Genomic DNA, 16,939 nt, shown 5'->3' on the forward strand with positions numbered 1-16,939 from the left:
TTACCGAGCTTATGCATGCTTTCTCATGCGTAAGCATGATCTTACGGATGAGCAAGGGACGCGGTACGGACTTGGGCCTGCAAGCAGCAGCCGCGCGTTGAGGGGCGGAGGTCGACGAGTAGTCCGAAGCGAGCGGCGGTCAGTCGTGGCTGTTGAGGTCCACGACCAATCGGATCACGAGTTCGCCGTCGACGATTCGCGTTCGTCGCTCGCAGATGGTGTTCATCAATGCCGTGCCCTCGTCTATTCCGCGTCGGTGGGTGAGAAGTCCATCGATCGAGTCCTCGGCGAATGTCAGTGCCGTTGCTGCTGCGGTGAGTTGACCGTTCGTGACGCCCCGGTTGCCCGTCAGCGCCACGCGGTGAGAGCCGCGCGTGAACGTGGTCACCGCAGGCGGAGTGGGGCCGCCGGTATTGGCCTGCCGCACGCCGGCGATATCCACGCCGGGGAGCAGATCGGAGGTGGCCTTGGCAGGCACCCCGCCGATCGGGTGTACCGCCACCACTCGATCGCCGAGACGTCGCAGAGCCGCGTCGATGGACGCCACCGTCCCGGCGCGATGGGTGGCCACGAGTACTGCGACCGATCCGGTGAGGTATCGCTCCCACTCGTCATCGCCGGCGAAGTTCTTCACGTACGGGAGATGGTTCGCAGTCCACTTCGTACCCAGTTCGGTACGGTGCACCATCGCGATGTCCACGGTGGGGAACAGGACGGATGGAGCGAGCGTGGCGGCGAGATTGCCGATCAAGCCGTCCCCGAAGATCAGCAGTGTCTCCGGGGACTCCCTCGCCAGGCACGAGAGCGCGTAGCGCGCGACGGCGTACGGTTCGACGAGAGTCGCCCGGGCACTGGACAAACCGGTCGGAAGTAGCGACACCAATCCGCCGCCGACAGCGGACGCGCCGATGACGACACGCTGCTGGAACAACCCCTCGACGTTGTGGCCGAGGAGGAACGACGAGTCGTGTGGGTGCGTCGGATTGACGACAACACGATCGCCGACGGCGAACCCCGACACCCCGGTACCGACCTCCACAACACGAGCCGCTCCCTCGTGCCCGACGATCGGGGACGGATCGTCTCGATCACCGCGCACGATCTGAATGTCCGTCCCGCACAACGACACCGACTCCGGGGCAATCAGCAGCTCTCCCGGCCCGGGCGTCGGCGTCCGACGCACTTCGGCGGTCGAGTGGCTACCCTGTCGAACGATGGCGCGATGAGTCGGTTGTGTTGTCATGGAGCCTCTTTCAGATCTTGGTGGCGCGCAGATAGCCGTCGGCGATGGCATCGGCTCCGGCCAGAGTGTCGATGTCGCCGGGCTTGCAGAGGTGGATGATCTCGGCGACACGCTCCGATGTGAGGGAGTCGGCGTACGAGCGTGTCTCCGCGAGTTGTTCCTCGAGCTCACGTCCGTAGAACTCGCACAGTCCCTCCGCGACGCCACCGCCGATGCCGATTCGGTCCAGGCGCGGGTCGAGGGTGATCATGGTCCTGATCAGTTCGGCGATCGGTTCCACCACAATCCGTAGCAACCTGGCCGCGTCTGCGTGTCCGGCCGTAAGCGACGCCGCGAAGGTATCGACGTCGTAACCAATGCCGAGTACCTCCGCCACCGCCTCTACTCCGGGGCCGGACGAGATGGACGACACGTGCCCGATGCCGCCGCATGCGCAGGGCAACGTCCGCACTGCCTCCGGGGCTGAACTCGTTGCCCGCAGATGGCCGATCTCACCCTGTAGACCTCGGTGATCGACCGGGATGGTTTTGTCGGTGAGAACTGCAGTGCGCGCGGCGATTCCGCTGCTGATCGTGAGGTAGGCGATGTGACGGTCGGTAGGTCGAGCGAACCCGAGTGCGAACGACGCCAGCCCAGCCGTCACGTCGTTGACAAGCCGCCATCGCACATCGGGGCGTCGAGAGTTCAGGACGTCGAGCAGGGGAATCTCACCGGTCGGCGCGCCTCCCCACAGGGGCCCGGAACCGAGGGCAACACCGTTCTGCTCGTCGAGCGCAGCGCCACACGAAATGTTGGCCGCAGCACCCTGTGGAACATGGAGATCGAGGGTATCCACCAGTTGCTCCAACAGCTCGTCGGACGGTGTGCCGGGCTGCCTGATCGAGCTGGGAGACGGCAGCCGCTCGGTGGCACCGCCGTGTCGGATGCGCAGCCACGTCCCGCCGAGATCGACCGATACGGTGGTGCTCACGTCACCCCGTCCACGTCGATCACCAGACCGCCGTCGCTTACCGCCACCCGCATCGATTCGAAGTCGTGTACGCGGGCAACCTGTGGACCGGACGCGTTGCCGATCGCGATGCACCGCGCGCCGGCGGCATGAGCTGCGGCAATCCCGGCGTCGGCATCCTCGAAAACGATGCACGACTCGATCGGCACACCCAATTGCTCTGCGGCATAGTGAAATCCCTCGGGGTCAGGCTTGCCGACGGCGACGTCCTCGGCGCACACGGCAACACGCGGCGTCGGAAGTCCGGCCGCGGTGAGGCGTCGCACCATCATCGAACGCGATGCCGACGTCACCACCGCCCATCGGTCCGGTGGCACCGCGTCGAGAAACTTCTGCGCACCGGCGATGGGCCGAACCGGCACCAGGTTCTGGTGTTCGCGTTCTCGAATCCATCGGAGCGCGGCACGGAGGTCTGCAGTGGGGCCGAGTACACGCAGAACGGCGTCGGCGGCCAGTCGCCCCGGCAAGGCCTTGGCCATCACGGCCTTGTCGACGCCGTGGCGTTCGGCGAACTCGAACCACACCGCCTCGATCGACTCGTGGGAATCGACGAGTGTGCCGTCCATGTCGAACAGGACTGCAGCTGCCGTGATGGATCCGCGAAGCGGGCCGGGCTGCAGACTCATACCGTAGCCTCCGCTCGCATCCCCAAGGCGTCGCCGGCGTAGCGGACGAGCTCGAGATCGTCTGCGGTGGAGCGGCGTAGTCGTTGGTCGCCCGGGTCGGTATCGAGAACCACGGTGCCGGCACCCAATTCGCTGAGAAATTCGATGTCGGTACGGATCTGATCCACGGTCCCGTACCCGAGGGGACGATTGGGCGACTGCACCGGAGTGTCGGTGGGCAGAAAGTAGATTCTCGGGACGAACTCCTTGTCCTCGTGCAGGGCTCGCGATCCTGCGATGCACAGTTGTCTCGACGGGTGCAGTGGATGCCAACCGGTGCCGCGGGTATTGGTCCGGTCGATCGCCGCAGGGCCGTTGCCACCGATCCACAGCGGCGGATGTGGCGACTGCACCGGCATCGGCCCACCGTGGATACGGCGGGATGTGCCACTGGCACCGGGGGATTCGTAGGTCTCCGACGCCCAGGCGGCTGCCAGGGTGTCGAGTGTGGTGTCGGTCAGCCTGCCCCGGCGGTGGAACGGAACACCCAGAACGTCGAACGCCTGCGCCGTCCAACCCACGCCGACTCCGACGATGAGTCGTCCGGCGCTGAGCCGGTCGATCGTTGCGGTGGCATGCGCGAGGTATGCCGGATGGCGATGGCTTCCGATCAGCACTCCGCTACCGAGACGGATCGAGGCGGTCTGCCCGGCAAGCCACGACAGCGTCGTCAGGCATTCGTAGAACGGCGCGGGGGAGCGGCGATTCGCATCGTCGGTCAGTACCACGTGATCCGAGAGCAGGATGTTGTCGAATCCGGCCGATTCGGCAGTGCGTGCCCACCCGAGGAGCCCGTCCGGATCGATCTGTGGCCCGAAGTTCGGCAGATTGAGTCCGTACTTCACAGCGCACCCGGAAACAGTCGACGTGCGCCGGTGTTCCGATCACTGGTGGGCAGGGTGAGGAAATTGCCACCGTTGGCCGTCAGCGGCCGGGCACCGTGCTTGCGTCCGATGTGATGCTCGAACAGTTCCACATTGAGCTCACCGACCGAGACCATTGCCATCCTGGAAGTACCTTCCACATCGAGATCGAATTGCGCTCGCATGAAACCGCGGTCTGCTTCGATCTCGGTGCGCAGTACCTCGGTTGCGGAGTGCGAGGCCACCAGCTGCGCGATGGTCGCATCGAGATCCGCCACGCTGTACCCGGAATGGTCGAGCCCTCGGCAGGTCGGCAGCAGCGCCGAGGGGATATCGTCGCGTCGATGATGCAGCCGGGCGTCGGTGTGGCCGAAGTAGCCCGGGGTCTCGGGCCACTGCTGCAGCTCGAACAACGTGCCCCACGGCGATCTGAAGTAGATCCACTTGTTGCCGGCAATCGGACCCTCGGGGACGGTGATCACATCGCCGAGCAACGAAACATCCTGCTGTTCATCGAGGTAACCCGCTGCAGCGTCGATGTCTCCGACGGTGAAGCACAGGTGATTGGTTCCCACATCGACTATTCGCGGCGGGGTCTGTTCGGCCGAAGCCGAGGACGTGAACTCGACGGTGACGCTGCCCGAGACCGGCACCGAGGCACCGTCGGTGGCAGTCGCGCCGACGAGCGACGCGACGAAGTCAGCGGCCTGGTGGGCATCCGGGACGGTGATACCTATTGTGGTGAGCGATGTTTCGATTCTTTCGGTCGTGGTCATGGGATCAGCAGTACCTTTCCTCGGGTTCCACCGGCCGCAAGGAGCGCATGCGCCTGCGGGGCCTCGTCGAATCCGAATTCGCAGGCAACGGGGACAGTGAGCGTGCCCGCCGAGACGAGCGCGGAGATCTCCGCCAGTCCCGGTCCGTCCTCGTTCACATAGCTCTTGCCCGGGGTGATCCCGCGTTGTGGTTGTGGTTGGTCGCCGTCCTCGATCGAGACGTACGCGCCGCCGTCGCGCACGGAGTCGATGGTCTCGACCACGCCTGCGGTGTCGACGACGGCGTCGTACTCACCGGCCTGCAGGTCGACGGGTTTCGCGAACACTCGGCGTGCGCCGAGCGCGAGCAGATCCTCGGTGTCGGACTCTCGCGCGAGGGCGTCCACTCGGTGGCCGCGGCCGATCAGAATCGCCGACGCGATGCGTCCCACCGCGCCCGCAGCCCCGGTCACCAAGACCGTCGAGTGCGCTGCGAGGGTGATCTTGTCGAGTTGCTGCACGGCGGTGAGAGATGCGAGCGGGATCGCTGCCGCATGCGCCAGGCCGACGCCGGTGGGCGCGTGTGCGAACAGAGATTCGTCGGCGACCACACGCTCGGCATAGGTACCGAAACGATGTGCCGGCTGCGCAACCATCCCGATCACGGTGTCGCCCGGTGCAAATCGAGTCACCGATTGTCCGACGGCGACGACGGTGCCCGACACATCCCAACCGAGGACCGCGGGGTACGTCAGTTCGATCGGTAGAAATCCCGAGCGGGTCTTGAGGTCGACCGGATTGACGGCGGCCGCAGCCACCGACACCGTGATGTCTCCCGGTCCGGCGACGGGTTCGTCCACGTCGGCGACAGTCAGTACTTCGGGTTCACCCTTGGCGGTGATGACAACGGCCTTCATGCGATCTCCTCTCGTTCGGCTGCGGGCACCAACTCGCCCGCGTACCGTGCGTTTTCCTCCGCCGCGGTCAGCACGAGGCCGCCGTCGACGGTGATGGTGGTACCGGTGAGGTAACTCGATGCCGGTCCGGCGAGAAAGACTGCGGCTGCGGCAACCTCGTTCACCCCGGCGGGCCTGCCGAGGGGAATGGCCGGCCTCGAAATCTCCGCGTAGGCGGATTCGTCGACAACTCCGTTCATCGCGGTTGCTGTCTCCCCTGGAGCCACCGAATTGACGCGAACACCGTGCCGCGCGAACTCGAGCGCGAGTACCTTCCCCGACGCAGCCAACGCTGCCTTGCTGGCGCAGTAGATCGCGCCGCCGGTGATGGGCACCGAATCGTGAACCGAGGTGATGTTGACGATCGAGCCCGCGATGCCGTCCGAGATCATGCGACGACCGACAGCCGATGCCAACGTAAGTGGCGTGACGGTGTTGATCGCCAGGACATCCTCGATCCGTTGGACATCGAGACCGTCGGCCGAGGACCGGTCGTTGACGCCGGCGTTGTTGACAAGGCATCGGATCTTGCCGAACGTGCCGATCGCGCCCTCGACTGCGGCGACCGTGGCCCGCGCGTCGCGCAGATCGAGCTGGAGCGCAGTCGCGTCGACGGGATACGACGCTCGAATATCGTCGATCAGTCGACTGACTCGGTCGGTGCCGTTGCCGTATCCGAGGATCAGGTTGTGTCCCTCGCGTGCGAGGGCCACGGCGATCGCGCGTCCGATTCCGCTACTGGCACCGGTGACGACGGTGTAGCCGGGTCTACTCAACTGCGATCACCACCTTCGGGCGTGTCCTGTGGCTTTCGAGACGATCGAAGGCCGCCTTGGCGTCGGACAACGGGACCACGCTGTCGATGAGCGCCGCCAGGGCGGGACGAATGAGCGGGAAGAGCGCCGCAGCACGGCGATAGTGATCGACACCGTGACGAATCCCGATGATCGAGATACCCGCCAGCGCAACCGCTCCGGGGTCGATGGACTCGCAGTGCGCAGCCACGCCGACGAGAATGCACTTTCCACCGGGGCGCAGTACCCCGATTGCGGTGCTCAGTGCGCCGACGCCGCCCGATGCCTCCACGACGATGTCGTAGGGCCCGGTCAGAGCGTCGGCCTCGGTGAAGGTCCGAGCCACCGCGCTCGGGTCGAGGTGCTCGATGCATCGTGGTTCGAGAATGTCGACGGTGACGGGGTAGCGGGAGAGCATGGCCACCGCGAGACTGCCGATGGTTCCCGCCCCGACGACGAGGACCCGATCGCCCGGCGACACCGATGCCGCGTCGACAGCTTCGAGTACGGTCACCAGCGGTTCGATGAGGACATGTTCGGGTTCGGCTGTCACCCGTCCCAGCGAGACCACGGCGCGCCGCGGCATGACGAGGAATTGTGCTGCAGCACCGCCGTGTTCGTAGAGGCCGACCTCGCGAAGATCCGAACACTGGTTTCGTTTACCCGATCCGCAGGCCGTGCAGGACTGACAGAAGAGCATGGTGCTTCCGGTGACCGCGTCACCGGCATCGAGATCGCGGACGCCGCTGCCCGTCCGTTCGACCACGCCGACCCACTCGTGGCCGAAGTGGTGCGGAAAGGACGTCTTCCCGTCGGTCAGGTACGAGGACGTGCCGTGCAACAGTTCCAGATCCGTACCGCACAGCCCGACATACGAGACAGCGACCACGACGTCGTCCGGGCCGCAGACCGGTGCGTCGAGCTCGACGATCGAAACGGAATGCGGCGCGTCGATCACCGCGGCTCTCATGCGGCCACCTGTGACGCGCGACGACTGACGAACAGCAGCGCCACCGCGCCGACGGCGAGGACCGCTCCGATGGCAGGCAGGACCGAGACGCTGCTGCCTCCCGACAGGGCGATGGAACCGATCCAGGCACCCGCTGCGTTGGCGAGTTGGAACCCGGCGATGTTGACGGTGGCCGCGAGGTGGGGCGCTTCACTGGCCGCGCCGATCAACTTCGAGGCCAGTGGCGGGATGATCGAGAAGCCCGCGGCACCGAGAACGAACATCCACGCGAACGCGAACCATGCTGTGCCGCCGAAGAGGAACAGGACGACGAGTGCGCCCGCGAGTGCCGTCAGCGCCGTGTACAGCGTCGTGTCCAGTGCTTTGTCTGCGAAGTATCCGCCGAGCTGGTTGCCGACCACCGAGCCGACGCCGAAGACGAACAGCACGATGGTGACGGTCGATGCGGAGATGCCGGCGTGATCGGTCAGGTAGGGCGCGATGTAGGTGAACACCACGAACAGCGCGGCCTGGCTCAGCGCCGTGAGACCGATTGCCCATAACACCGGTCCGCGGGTGAACACGCTCAGTTCCGAAGTGACACTGCCGGTCTGATGTGACGGTGCTGCTCGTCGGGTCGAGGCGATCAAGGCGGCGGTGACCAACAATTGGAAGAGCGCGACGATGGCGAACGACCAACGCCAACCGAGCTGCGAGCCGATCAGCGTCCCCAACGGAACTCCGAGGACGGTGGCGAGGTTGAGCCCCAGTGTCACGCGTGCGATGACGCGGCCCTGAAATTCCGGTTCCACCAACGATGTTGCCAACACCAGGCACAGTGCGAAGAACGTCGCGTGGGGGAGTGCGGTGATGATTCGGAAGACCACGAGGGTCGCGAAGTTCGGGGCCAGTGCGGTGCCGATGTTGCCGATGACGAACAAGGCCATCAAAGCGGCGATGAGCGGGGTGCGAGGGACTTTGGTGGTGGCGATGGTGAGAAGGGGGCCGCCGATGACCACCGTGACGGCGTAGATCGTGATCAGCAGGCCCGCAGTCGAATTACTCACACCGACATCGGAGGAGATGTCCTGTAGAACTCCGGCGACGAGGTATTCGACGGTTCCCACCCCGAACACTGCGAGCAGCATCCAGATGATGGCCGCGTTCGCGTTGACCGCGGGCGCTTCGTGACGTGTCTCGGTGACCATTGGTCTATCCCTTCGTGGTGTTGTCGTGGCCGGTGTACTCGACGACTGCGCATCCCCAGGTGAACCCGACGCCGATCCCGGTGAGCATGATTCGGTCACCGGGCTGCAGGGTTTCGGTGTGCCGGAGCAGGTCGAGGCCGAGCAACGGGTCGGCAGCACCGGTGTGGCCGATCTCGCGCCCGAGTTCGACCAGCGTCTGGTCGGGCTTGATCTTGAGAGGCTCGAAACACTGCTTGCGCAGCAGAACGTTGCCGAAGTTCGGGACGATCCACCTGCCGATCTCGCCGTGATGGGTCGCCGAGTCACCCAGTGCCGTTTCGGCACAACGGGACAGAGCCGCTGCGTTGCGGGACCAGAACTCGTCGATGGAGTGTGTCGCGGTGAAGCCCGCGACGCGTGCTCTCAGGTCGATGGGCCCGTCGGTGTCGTAGACCGGCATGTCCAGGCTGTCGAAGCCGCGGTGCATCTGTTCGAGGTGCGCATCGCTGACCACGGATGTCGACAGGATGCGGAACGGGCCGAGATCGGGGCCGACGACGGCGGCGGCCGCACCGTCGCCGTAGACGAGTCCGCTGTCGGACTTCCACCGGTCGAACAGTGGCATTCGCCATGCGTCGGACGCGGTCACCAATCCCTTGCCGCGTCCGTCGAACCAACGACCGATCATCTCTATGCCGACGATCGCGCCGGCACATGCGGTGCGGATCTCGATGGGCAGACAGTCGTCGATGCCGAGTTCGTTCTGGATGTACGCACCGCAGTTCCAGGCCTCCAGACCGTTGTGCAGAACGACAGCGTGTACCAGAAGATCGATCTCGTCACTGTTGATTCCGCTGTCCTGCACCGCGGCTCGGCCCGCGAGGACGGCCATGTCCGGCGCGGACTCGCCGAGGTCGGGATTCGAGACCGCGACCGACGTCTGCCCGGTCTTCTGGTGCTCGACCGAGTCGAATCGCCCCGCCGCGACCATATCGGCCGCCTGCACTCGGCTTTCGGGTAGATAGGACCCGAAGCCCTCGATGTACAGGCTGTCCCACTTCATGACGCGACCTTCGTCACCGAGACTTCACCGTTGGCCAGCCCGGTGTTCTTGCGCGCGAGAAGAGTCAGCGCGGACGCGATCTCCTCGTTGGTCACATCGTTGGCGAAATGGTGTCCGCCGATACCGACGGGCAGCGGCAGTCGCTGACGTCCGTCTCGATGGCGGACGGTGTCTGCGAGTGCGGCGTCGAGCACGCCTGCGGTGGACAACACGTCGTTCCAGACGGGGAGGCCGAGCCGTTTCATCACCGCGAGAATTCGGTCCAGATCCTCTCTGCTGAGGCTTCCGCGCAGGAAACCCAGCGCGGAGGTGAGCGCCATGTCGATGCTGACGGCCTCGCCGTGCAGAAGAGCGGGCAGAGCCTCCATCTCGAGTGTGGGCGAGAACGTGTGGCCGTAGTCCACGCACCGTTCGAGGCAGGACTCCCACAGGTTGGGTTGAAGCTCCTCGAGCATGAGGTGGATCGATTCGGCAATGACCTGCGTTGCAGCAGTGTCGAGTTCGCTGGACGTACCTTGAAAATTGTCGGCGATCAGGCGTTGACCGTAGGTTTCGAGCAGCTCGAACAGGTCGACCGACTTGATCAACGCCATCTTCAGGATCTCGGCGAGACCGTTGGACAGGTGTCGGTCGTCGAGGGTGCGCAGGAATGAGCGGTCCACGTAGGTGGCGATGGCGGGGGCGTACGTTCCGAGGCGGTTCTTGCCCATGCCGTAGTTGACACCCGTCTTGACGCCCACTCCGGCGTCGACGAGACCGATCAAGGTGGTGGGAATCCTGATGTACGGAGTGCCGCGCCGATAGACACTCGCGGCGAATCCGACGACGTCGAGCAGCACGCCACCGCCGACGGCGATGACCGGCTCGCGTCGTCGGTCGATACCGAATCCGTTCATCGCGTCGACGACGCGGATGACCGAGCTCCATTCCTTCACCGTTTCGTCGGCGCGCATCGGCACGAACGATGCGGCCACCCCGTGGTGCTCGAAGTATCTCCTGATGCGGTCGCCGTGGATGCGATCGACATTGGAGTCGATCACGACGAGGCGTCTGTCTCCCCGGGTCAGCGGTGCTGCGCTGCAGCCGGTCAACAGCTGGGCGTTTTCCGTCTCGAACAGGTTCCGTGCGGCGATGACGTGGTACTCGACCTGCTTCACCGCCTCGACCTTCCACGCCGAGTCGGTGTCTGCGCTGTGACTGAGTCCGAGTTTGAATGAAGCGGCACTACGCATTTCGATCCCCCTGGACGGTGATATGCACTCTCGGGCTGTATTCGCTCTCTTCCGTGCGGCGCCGAACCGAAGTTCTTGCAGAAGCGTAAGGGATTCGCTTAGTGATCGCTACAGGAGTAGAGTAGATCACAGCTGAACAGAACTGTTGCGATGTGACACAGGAGGGCCTATGGCCGGCGTGCGAGGACAGGGGCGCAAGTTCGATGTCGACTCTGCGCTGGATCAAGCGATGTTCGCATTCTGGGAGCACGGGTACGAGGGCACCTCGGTGTCGATGCTGACCGGTGCCATGGGCATCAACCCGCCCAGTCTCTACAGTGCATTCGGCGGCAAGGAGGGGCTGTTCTTCGCAGCGGTGGACCGCTACCTCGCTACGCGCGGGGACTTCATGGCCCGGGCGTTCGCCGAGGAGCCGCAGGCCGCCAAGCTCATCTCACGGCTGCTGTACGACGCGGCTGTGCACTACACCGACGATTCGTGTCCGGGGGGCTGTCTGATCATCAGCTCGGCCGTCGGCGTCACCGACGCCAACCGAGGGATAGCAGATCGGTTGCGGGACATGCGCAATGCCAACGTCGCGCTGCTGTCGGAGCGCATTTCGGAGAACATCGCCGACGGCATCCTGCCCCCGTCATGGGAGCCCGTCGATATAGCGGAATTGATCGGTGTGATCATTCAGGGCATGTCCCAGCGCGCCCGGGACGGCGCAACGCGGCATCAACTCGAACGCGTGGCCGACAGAACCTTGGCGTCGCTGGGCCCGACCGACGCCTGACGGACATTCGTATCAGGCCACGACCGCCGCGAACATGTCGAGGAACAGGTCGACGTCCGCCGCCTCGATGGTCAACGGCGGTCTGATCTTCAACGTGTTTCCGTACAAGCCGGTGGCGGAGATCAAGACCCCGCGTTGCTTCATGCCGTTGACCACACGCAGTGCCTCGGCCGGATCCGGTTCACCTGCTGGTCCGATGAATTCGACTCCGACGAACAACCCCGCACCACGGATGTCACCGATGGAATCGATACGAGGGGCAAGTCCTCGCAGGCCCGTCAGCATGCGCGAACCCATCGAGGCGGAGTTGGCGACCAAGTCCTCGTCGCGGATCACGTCGAGAACCGCCTGGGCCGCAGCGACAGTCACCGGATTGCCACCGAAGGTGTTGAAGTAGCGCAGGTCTCGTCCGAACGACTCGGCCAACGAACTCTGCATGACCAGTCCGGCAATGGGCATACCGTTGCCCATCGGTTTGCCCATCGTCACGATGTCGGGCAGCAAGCCGTGCCGCTCGAAGCCCCACATCGAGGCGCCAAGGCGCCCGAATCCCGGCTGCACCTCGTCGGCGATCAACAGCCCACCTGCGGCGTGAACGACGTCCGCTGCAGGCTTCAGGAACGGTGTCGGCTCCGGCAAGATCCCGTCGGAGGCGAAGATCGAATCGACCATCAGCGCAGCGAAACCGACACCGCTGCAGACTAAGTCGTCGATCTGTGCCTGCACCTTCTCGGCGAACCACGTGCCCGGATCGCCGTCCACCCGGTACGCATCCGGTGCCGGAACCGTCCGCACCCACTCCGCGTCGCGGACGGACGCCGGACCCATCGACGGCGAACACGCCGCCACATCCACGGTTCCACCGTGATATGCGCTTTCGGTGACGATGATGCCCTGACGGCCGGTCGCGTGCCGTGCGATCCGGAGAGCGAGGTCGTTCGCCTCGGACCCGGTACACGTGAACATCGTCGTGCTCAGGTTTTCCGGGAAAGTTCCGACCAGATCTTCTGCGTAGCCGATCACGGCCTCGTGCAGGTACCGCGTGTGCGTGTTGATCCTCGACATCTGCCGGGTGACGGCGTCGACAACCCGGGGATGGCAATGCCCCACGCTGGCGACGTTGTTGTACATGTCGAGGTACCGAGTGCCGTCGGCGTCGTAGACGTACACACCCTCGCCTCGTACCAGCTCGAGCGGAGACTCGTACATCAGGTGGTAGGCGGGCCCAAGGACGCGCCTCCGGCGTTCGACCAGATCGAGCGTGCGAGTGCTGAGCCCCACGGTCGAGGACGCATCGAATCCGTTGACGCTCAGGGCTCCGACGCGATCGAGAGTGGTCACCTCACAACCCCTGCAGCCAGAACGCCCAACGCGGATCCGCCATCTTCATCCTGGCGCGGGCGAGCTTCCAGGTTCCGTACTTGTGGTAGTCGAAATCCCATGCGGTGCTGAGCTTGTGGTTCATGCAACCCCACAGGCCCCACTTCACGTCCGCGAGCGCGCTGCACACCTGCACGCGAGAGATCATCGACCACTCGGCCTTGCCGTAGAACTCCTCGATCAATTCCATCGTCTGCTGCTCGCCGTAGAACATCTCGGTGATCATGACGGCGAGCTCGTAGGCGCGGTCGTTGTTGGATGCGAACTCGTAGTCCACCAGTTTCATCGGCAGGCCGTCGCCGATGAGGATGTTTCCTGGCATCGGGTCGTTGTGACATGCAACCAGATCCAGGCCGGACGCCAGCATCGCGTTCTTCGCCTGCCCGTACTCGGCGAGGATCAGCTCTGCGTCGCGCGGCAACCGCACACCGAGTTCGGCAACCTGATCGAGGTGTTCGTCGATCATGTCGAAGATCGTCTTCGTGATGCTGAGCTTGCTTCCCGAATGAAGCACGCGATACACATCGATCATGCCCATCGGGATCTCGGGACGCTTGAGGTCGCCGTTGGTACACGCCCGGTAGCCTTCCAGGAATTCGATCACCTCCACTCCGGTCACCGGATCGAACAGAACCACCTCCGGCCCGATGTCCAGAGCGCCTGCCCGGCGAGCGGCTTCGTTGGCCAGTGACCGGTCGATGAACGAATCCGTCCCGGCGCCGGGGAGTTTCATGAAGTAGCGCTTGGGTTTCCCTTCGACGGTGATGCGCCAATTGCTGTTCATCAACCCTCCGGGTACCGGAGCGTAGGTGATGTTCAGGCCCTCCCACTCCGCAACGGCGGCCAGAGCCTTCTCCACCTGCCGTTCGGGCTCGGTTCGGGCAGATCCCAGTGCGATCTCGTTCATGGCCACCTCAGATATTCCGTACTCGGTCGTCGAAATGGGGGTCGCGCAATCCAGCCCGCGCTCTCAGGAACTGCCAGTCGGAGAACTTCGAATACTCCTGCGTGCCTGGCCTCATCGCGTCGGCATACGAGCCGATGAGGGCCCACCGCAGGGAGTCGGCGATGCCGTATACACGGGCGCGATCGAACAGCGCACTGTCGAACGATCCCCACATCATCTCGAACACCTCGCGTGCGTCGGTGTCGAACGGACGGATCTCCGTGAGCAAGGCACCGATGTCCTGCAACGGATCCATCAGCGCCGCAACGTCCCAGTCGACGAGCCGCATACCGCCGTCGTCGAGCATCAGGACATTGGAGACGTTGCCGTCGCCGTGGCAGGGGACCGCGTCGAACCCGGCACCGTCGATGCGGACTCGAGCAGGCGCGAGAGTCCGCAGCATCCAATCGAAGTCGGCCGGGAACAACCCCCCGACCTTCTCGACCAAACCGATCACGTGCGCCAGGTCCTCGAACACCGATGCACGTCTGGTGATTCCGCTGAGCCGGTGAACGGATGTCCGCAGCGCCACCAGCTTCTCCACATTCGCGTCCTCGTCGAACAGATCGAGCGTTGCGGTCGAACACCGTCCGGTGAAGTCCTCCATGACCAGCACACCGGAGGCTGCGTCGGAGAAGAAGACTTTCGGTCCGATGCCCGCGTCGCCGGCCGCGGTCGCCGCCGAGAACGTCGCTGCGACATCGATGTAGTCGCGAGCGTGCGGTTCCGTCACTTTCACGTATGCGGCCGAGCCCGCGCCGGAGTCCGCAACCTCGGCCCGCGCCGAATACCGCTCGGAGTCCGCGCCCCACCAACTGGGGCTCGCCATGGTGGTACCTGGGTCCAACGTCAGGTCGCCCGTTGCCCAGATACCCAACTCGCTCAGTGTCTGCCGCACAGTCATCCCAGCACTCCGATCTTGTCAGCGGCCACAGCCGTCGGCCAGTTCATCTCGAATCCCCGTGCACCTTCGAGCCATTTCGTCAGCCTCAGCACCGCCTGGTCGGCGAACCGAGGTCCGACGACCTGTATCCCGACAGGCATGTGTCCGGCGAAGCCGAAACAGAGCGCCGAGGCCGGTTGCGCGGTCTGGTTGAACCATGCGGTGAAACTGCAGTGGCCCAACGGTTGTGCCGGGTCGAGCCCGACTTCCTCGGCACCGAAGCCCACTGTGGGAACGACCGGAGAAATGACGAAGTCGAATTCGGACGTCTGCGCCCGAACAGACTCCTGCGAGCGCATCACCGCATCGGTATCTCGCGTGAACTGAGCGGCCGAATACTCCGCCGCCGCCGAGGCCCACTCCGCGACCGCGGGCAGTACCTGCGATCGACGACTCTCGGGAATGGCCTCCCACTCCGTGCGCGCACGAACCTGGAACAGGCGATCCAACGCCGGGTACGGATCCACGCCGAAGATCGGCGGCATGTCGGTGACCACGGCACCCGCTGCACTCAGTTGCATTGCGGCAGAACGCACCACGGCCTGTACGTCGTCGGAAACGGTGGGACCGTACCCCATGTCGAGCATGATGCCGATGCGAAGCCCGGCAGGAGCGAGAACCGCGTGTATGTCGGAGGTGTCCTCGTACGGCAGACTCCATGTGTCGCGTGGATCGGGCCTCGAGACAACGCCGTAGAGGTCGATGAGATCGTCGACGGTGCGCGCCATCGGACCGGCCGATCGCATGGTCGACGGAGCAGTGTGCGGAATGCGGCCCTGCGTCGGCTTCAATGCAACGAGCCCGCAGTGTCCCGCAGGCAACCGCACCGACCCGGCGATATCGGAACCGACAGAACCGAACCCGATGCCCGACGCCAGCGACGCACCTGCACCGGCACTGGATCCACCGGTGTTGCGCGAAGGGTCCCAAGGATTGCGGGTGATTCCGTACAGCGAGCTGACGCCGGCTGCCATCATCCCCATGTCCGGCATCGTGGTCTTGCCGACGATGACAGCACCCGCTTCCTTCAGCCGGGCGGCCGGCGGCGCGTCGACCGTGGACATCGGCAGGTCCGCATTCGCGGCGACGCCGTGCCGCCACGGCATCCCGATCGCATGGACGCTGTCCTTGATCGTCACCGGAATCCCGTCCAGGCCTCCTCGGGCACGGCCGGATACGAGTCGGTCGGTCGCGGCCGCCGCGGCTGCACGGGCACCCGACTCGTCCACGTACGCCATCGCATTGATCACGGGGTCGGTCGCCGACAGATGCTCCAGCGTGGCGTCGAGCAACTGCACGGGAGTGAGCTCACCGGTGCCGAATGCCGCACGTATCTCGGCGACGGTTTTGGTCAACAGGGGATTCATCGCGTGCCTTTCATGCCGATACCGCGGTTACCGCCGGTACGACCGGAGTGCCGACGAGCCAGCCGCCGTCCACGGCCACGATCTCTCCGCAGATGTGGTCCGAGAGCGACGAGGCCAGGAACAGCACGGTGTCGGCGATGTGCTGCGGATCTGCCCACTTGCCGTTGGGCGTCTGCCCCTCCAGAGCAGCGCGGATGGACGCGTCGTAGATCGCGGTCATGTCGGTCTCGACGAAGCCGGGCGCAACGCCGTTGACGTTGATTCCCATCGGTGCATAGTCGATGCCGACCTGCCGAGTGAAGTTGACCATCGCTCCCTTCGCCGCGCAGTACCCGGCAAATCCTGGATTGGCCCGCAGGCCGCTGATCGACGCGACGTTGACGACCTTGCCGCCCCGCCCGGCGTCGACCATGTGCCGTATCGCCGCTCGGGTGCAGAAGAACGTCCCGTCCACGTTCACTGCGAAAAGTGACCGCCACGCATCGTCGGTCGTGTCGAGGACCGTTCCGGCACTGAGCACTCCGGCGTTGTTGACGAGGATGTCGATGCCCGATCGGCCCGCGACGTCCGCGAAGACCGCGTCGACCTGCCGGGAATCGGAGATGTCCAGCAGGACGGACTCGGCGGTGTCTCCCGCAGCGCAGATCAGATTCGATGTCGATGCGCCGTCGGTGCGGAGTGCGTCGCTGCGGTCGGCGATCACCACGTGCGCGCCGGCCGCCGCCAAAGTGGTCGCGACTGCGCGTCCGATGCCGCGGGACCCGCCTGTGACCATTGCAGTCTTGCCGCTCAAATCGATCATCTGGCTCTGC

17 protein-coding genes are annotated in these 16,939 nt (G+C 64.9%); 1 reads left to right on the forward strand and 16 read right to left on the reverse strand.

From position 1 onward, the window contains the following. Positions 1 to 139: 139 nt before the first annotated feature. The 11 genes from CH249_RS10020 to CH249_RS10070 are packed head-to-tail and all read right to left on the reverse strand — an operon-like array spanning position 140 to position 10,716. Complete coding sequence (locus tag CH249_RS10020; RefSeq protein WP_094681802.1) at positions 140 to 1,243, reverse strand: alcohol dehydrogenase catalytic domain-containing protein; 1,104 nt, start codon at positions 1,241 to 1,243, stop codon at positions 140 to 142. 10 nt (positions 1,244 to 1,253) lie between these two features. Beyond that, a complete protein-coding gene (locus tag CH249_RS10025; protein WP_094681803.1) occupies positions 1,254 to 2,213 on the reverse strand; it encodes an ROK family protein in 960 nt (319 codons plus the stop codon). After that, positions 2,210 to 2,878: an HAD-IA family hydrolase gene (locus CH249_RS10030; protein WP_094681804.1), complete on the reverse strand. Its 669-nt coding sequence runs from the start codon at positions 2,876 to 2,878 to the stop codon at positions 2,210 to 2,212. The genes CH249_RS10025 and CH249_RS10030 overlap by 4 nt, the downstream gene beginning before the upstream one ends. Next, the gene (locus tag CH249_RS10035; protein ID WP_094681805.1) at positions 2,875 to 3,762 is read right to left on the reverse strand and encodes a TIGR03619 family F420-dependent LLM class oxidoreductase; all 888 of its coding nucleotides are present in this window, start codon (positions 3,760 to 3,762) and stop codon (positions 2,875 to 2,877) included. The genes CH249_RS10030 and CH249_RS10035 overlap by 4 nt, the downstream gene beginning before the upstream one ends. After that, positions 3,759 to 4,556 (reverse strand): VOC family protein, encoded by a 798-nt coding sequence (locus tag CH249_RS10040; RefSeq protein WP_094681806.1) that lies wholly within the window; start codon positions 4,554 to 4,556, stop codon positions 3,759 to 3,761. Before CH249_RS10040 ends, CH249_RS10035 begins: the two co-directional genes overlap by 4 nt. Then, entirely contained in the window at positions 4,553 to 5,452 is a 900-nt protein-coding gene (locus CH249_RS10045) for an NADP-dependent oxidoreductase (RefSeq protein WP_094681807.1), read from the reverse strand. The genes CH249_RS10040 and CH249_RS10045 overlap by 4 nt, the downstream gene beginning before the upstream one ends. Beyond that, a complete protein-coding gene (locus CH249_RS10050; protein WP_094681808.1) occupies positions 5,449 to 6,267 on the reverse strand; it encodes an SDR family NAD(P)-dependent oxidoreductase in 819 nt (272 codons plus the stop codon). Before CH249_RS10050 ends, CH249_RS10045 begins: the two co-directional genes overlap by 4 nt. Beyond that, positions 6,260 to 7,255 (reverse strand): zinc-binding dehydrogenase, encoded by a 996-nt coding sequence (locus tag CH249_RS10055; RefSeq protein ID WP_045194268.1) that lies wholly within the window; start codon positions 7,253 to 7,255, stop codon positions 6,260 to 6,262. The genes CH249_RS10050 and CH249_RS10055 overlap by 8 nt, the downstream gene beginning before the upstream one ends. Then, positions 7,252 to 8,442, reverse strand: a complete 1,191-nt coding sequence (locus CH249_RS10060; protein WP_094681809.1) for an MFS transporter — start codon at positions 8,440 to 8,442, stop codon at positions 7,252 to 7,254. Before CH249_RS10060 ends, CH249_RS10055 begins: the two co-directional genes overlap by 4 nt. Positions 8,443 to 8,446: 4 nt before the next feature. Continuing rightward, entirely contained in the window at positions 8,447 to 9,484 is a 1,038-nt protein-coding gene (locus CH249_RS10065) for a ketoacyl-ACP synthase III family protein (RefSeq protein WP_094658215.1), read from the reverse strand. Continuing rightward, the gene (locus CH249_RS10070) at positions 9,481 to 10,716 is read right to left on the reverse strand and encodes a sedoheptulose 7-phosphate cyclase (protein ID WP_094681810.1); all 1,236 of its coding nucleotides are present in this window, start codon (positions 10,714 to 10,716) and stop codon (positions 9,481 to 9,483) included. The genes CH249_RS10065 and CH249_RS10070 overlap by 4 nt, the downstream gene beginning before the upstream one ends. 169 nt (positions 10,717 to 10,885) lie before the next feature. Here CH249_RS10070 and CH249_RS10075 point away from each other — a divergent pair, with 169 nt between their 5' ends. Beyond that, a complete protein-coding gene (locus tag CH249_RS10075; RefSeq protein ID WP_094681811.1) occupies positions 10,886 to 11,491 on the forward strand; it encodes a TetR/AcrR family transcriptional regulator in 606 nt (201 codons plus the stop codon). A 12-nt stretch (positions 11,492 to 11,503) separates the two neighbouring features. Here CH249_RS10075 and CH249_RS10080 read toward each other — a convergent pair whose 3' ends face one another. The 5 genes from CH249_RS10080 to CH249_RS10100 are packed head-to-tail and all read right to left on the reverse strand — an operon-like array spanning position 11,504 to position 16,929. Further along, positions 11,504 to 12,832 (reverse strand): aspartate aminotransferase family protein, encoded by a 1,329-nt coding sequence (locus tag CH249_RS10080; protein ID WP_256988252.1) that lies wholly within the window; start codon positions 12,830 to 12,832, stop codon positions 11,504 to 11,506. 1 nt (position 12,833) lies between these two features. Next, on the reverse strand, positions 12,834 to 13,778 hold the full coding sequence (locus CH249_RS10085) for a choline kinase family protein (protein WP_032395136.1): 945 nt from the start codon (positions 13,776 to 13,778) through the stop codon (positions 12,834 to 12,836). Between the two features lie 7 nt (positions 13,779 to 13,785). Beyond that, positions 13,786 to 14,721: a phosphotransferase family protein gene (locus tag CH249_RS10090; RefSeq protein WP_094681812.1), complete on the reverse strand. Its 936-nt coding sequence runs from the start codon at positions 14,719 to 14,721 to the stop codon at positions 13,786 to 13,788. Then, entirely contained in the window at positions 14,718 to 16,127 is a 1,410-nt protein-coding gene (locus tag CH249_RS10095) for an amidase (protein ID WP_094681813.1), read from the reverse strand. Before CH249_RS10095 ends, CH249_RS10090 begins: the two co-directional genes overlap by 4 nt. Positions 16,128 to 16,137: 10 nt before the next feature. Continuing rightward, the gene (locus CH249_RS10100) at positions 16,138 to 16,929 is read right to left on the reverse strand and encodes an SDR family NAD(P)-dependent oxidoreductase (protein ID WP_094681814.1); all 792 of its coding nucleotides are present in this window, start codon (positions 16,927 to 16,929) and stop codon (positions 16,138 to 16,140) included. Between the last annotated feature and the right edge of the window lie 10 nt (positions 16,930 to 16,939).

It is taken from the genome of Rhodococcus sp. 05-2255-3B1, from assembly GCF_002258545.1.
GTDB lineage: Bacteria > Actinomycetota > Actinomycetes > Mycobacteriales > Mycobacteriaceae > Rhodococcoides.

Excerpts from the sequence above, each read along its gene's own strand:
- CH249_RS10020 (WP_094681802.1), bottom strand. The coding sequence starts at position 1,243 with ATGACAACACAACCGACTCATCGCGCCATCGTTCGACAGGGTAGCCAC.
- CH249_RS10030 (WP_094681804.1), bottom strand. The coding sequence starts at position 2,878 with ATGAGTCTGCAGCCCGGCCCGCTTCGCGGATCCATCACGGCAGCTGCA.
- CH249_RS10040 (WP_094681806.1), bottom strand. The coding sequence starts at position 4,556 with ATGACCACGACCGAAAGAATCGAAACATCGCTCACCACAATAGGTATC.
- CH249_RS10045 (WP_094681807.1), bottom strand. The coding sequence starts at position 5,452 with ATGAAGGCCGTTGTCATCACCGCCAAGGGTGAACCCGAAGTACTGACT.
- CH249_RS10055 (WP_045194268.1), bottom strand. The coding sequence starts at position 7,255 with ATGAGAGCCGCGGTGATCGACGCGCCGCATTCCGTTTCGATCGTCGAG.
- CH249_RS10060 (WP_094681809.1), bottom strand. The coding sequence starts at position 8,442 with ATGGTCACCGAGACACGTCACGAAGCGCCCGCGGTCAACGCGAACGCG.
- CH249_RS10065 (WP_094658215.1), bottom strand. The coding sequence starts at position 9,484 with ATGAAGTGGGACAGCCTGTACATCGAGGGCTTCGGGTCCTATCTACCC.
- CH249_RS10070 (WP_094681810.1), bottom strand. The coding sequence starts at position 10,716 with ATGCGTAGTGCCGCTTCATTCAAACTCGGACTCAGTCACAGCGCAGAC.
- CH249_RS10075 (WP_094681811.1), top strand. The coding sequence starts at position 10,886 with ATGGCCGGCGTGCGAGGACAGGGGCGCAAGTTCGATGTCGACTCTGCG.
- CH249_RS10085 (WP_032395136.1), bottom strand. The coding sequence starts at position 13,778 with ATGAACGAGATCGCACTGGGATCTGCCCGAACCGAGCCCGAACGGCAG.
- CH249_RS10090 (WP_094681812.1), bottom strand. The coding sequence starts at position 14,721 with ATGACTGTGCGGCAGACACTGAGCGAGTTGGGTATCTGGGCAACGGGC.
- CH249_RS10095 (WP_094681813.1), bottom strand. The coding sequence starts at position 16,127 with ATGAATCCCCTGTTGACCAAAACCGTCGCCGAGATACGTGCGGCATTC.
- CH249_RS10100 (WP_094681814.1), bottom strand. The coding sequence starts at position 16,929 with ATGATCGATTTGAGCGGCAAGACTGCAATGGTCACAGGCGGGTCCCGC.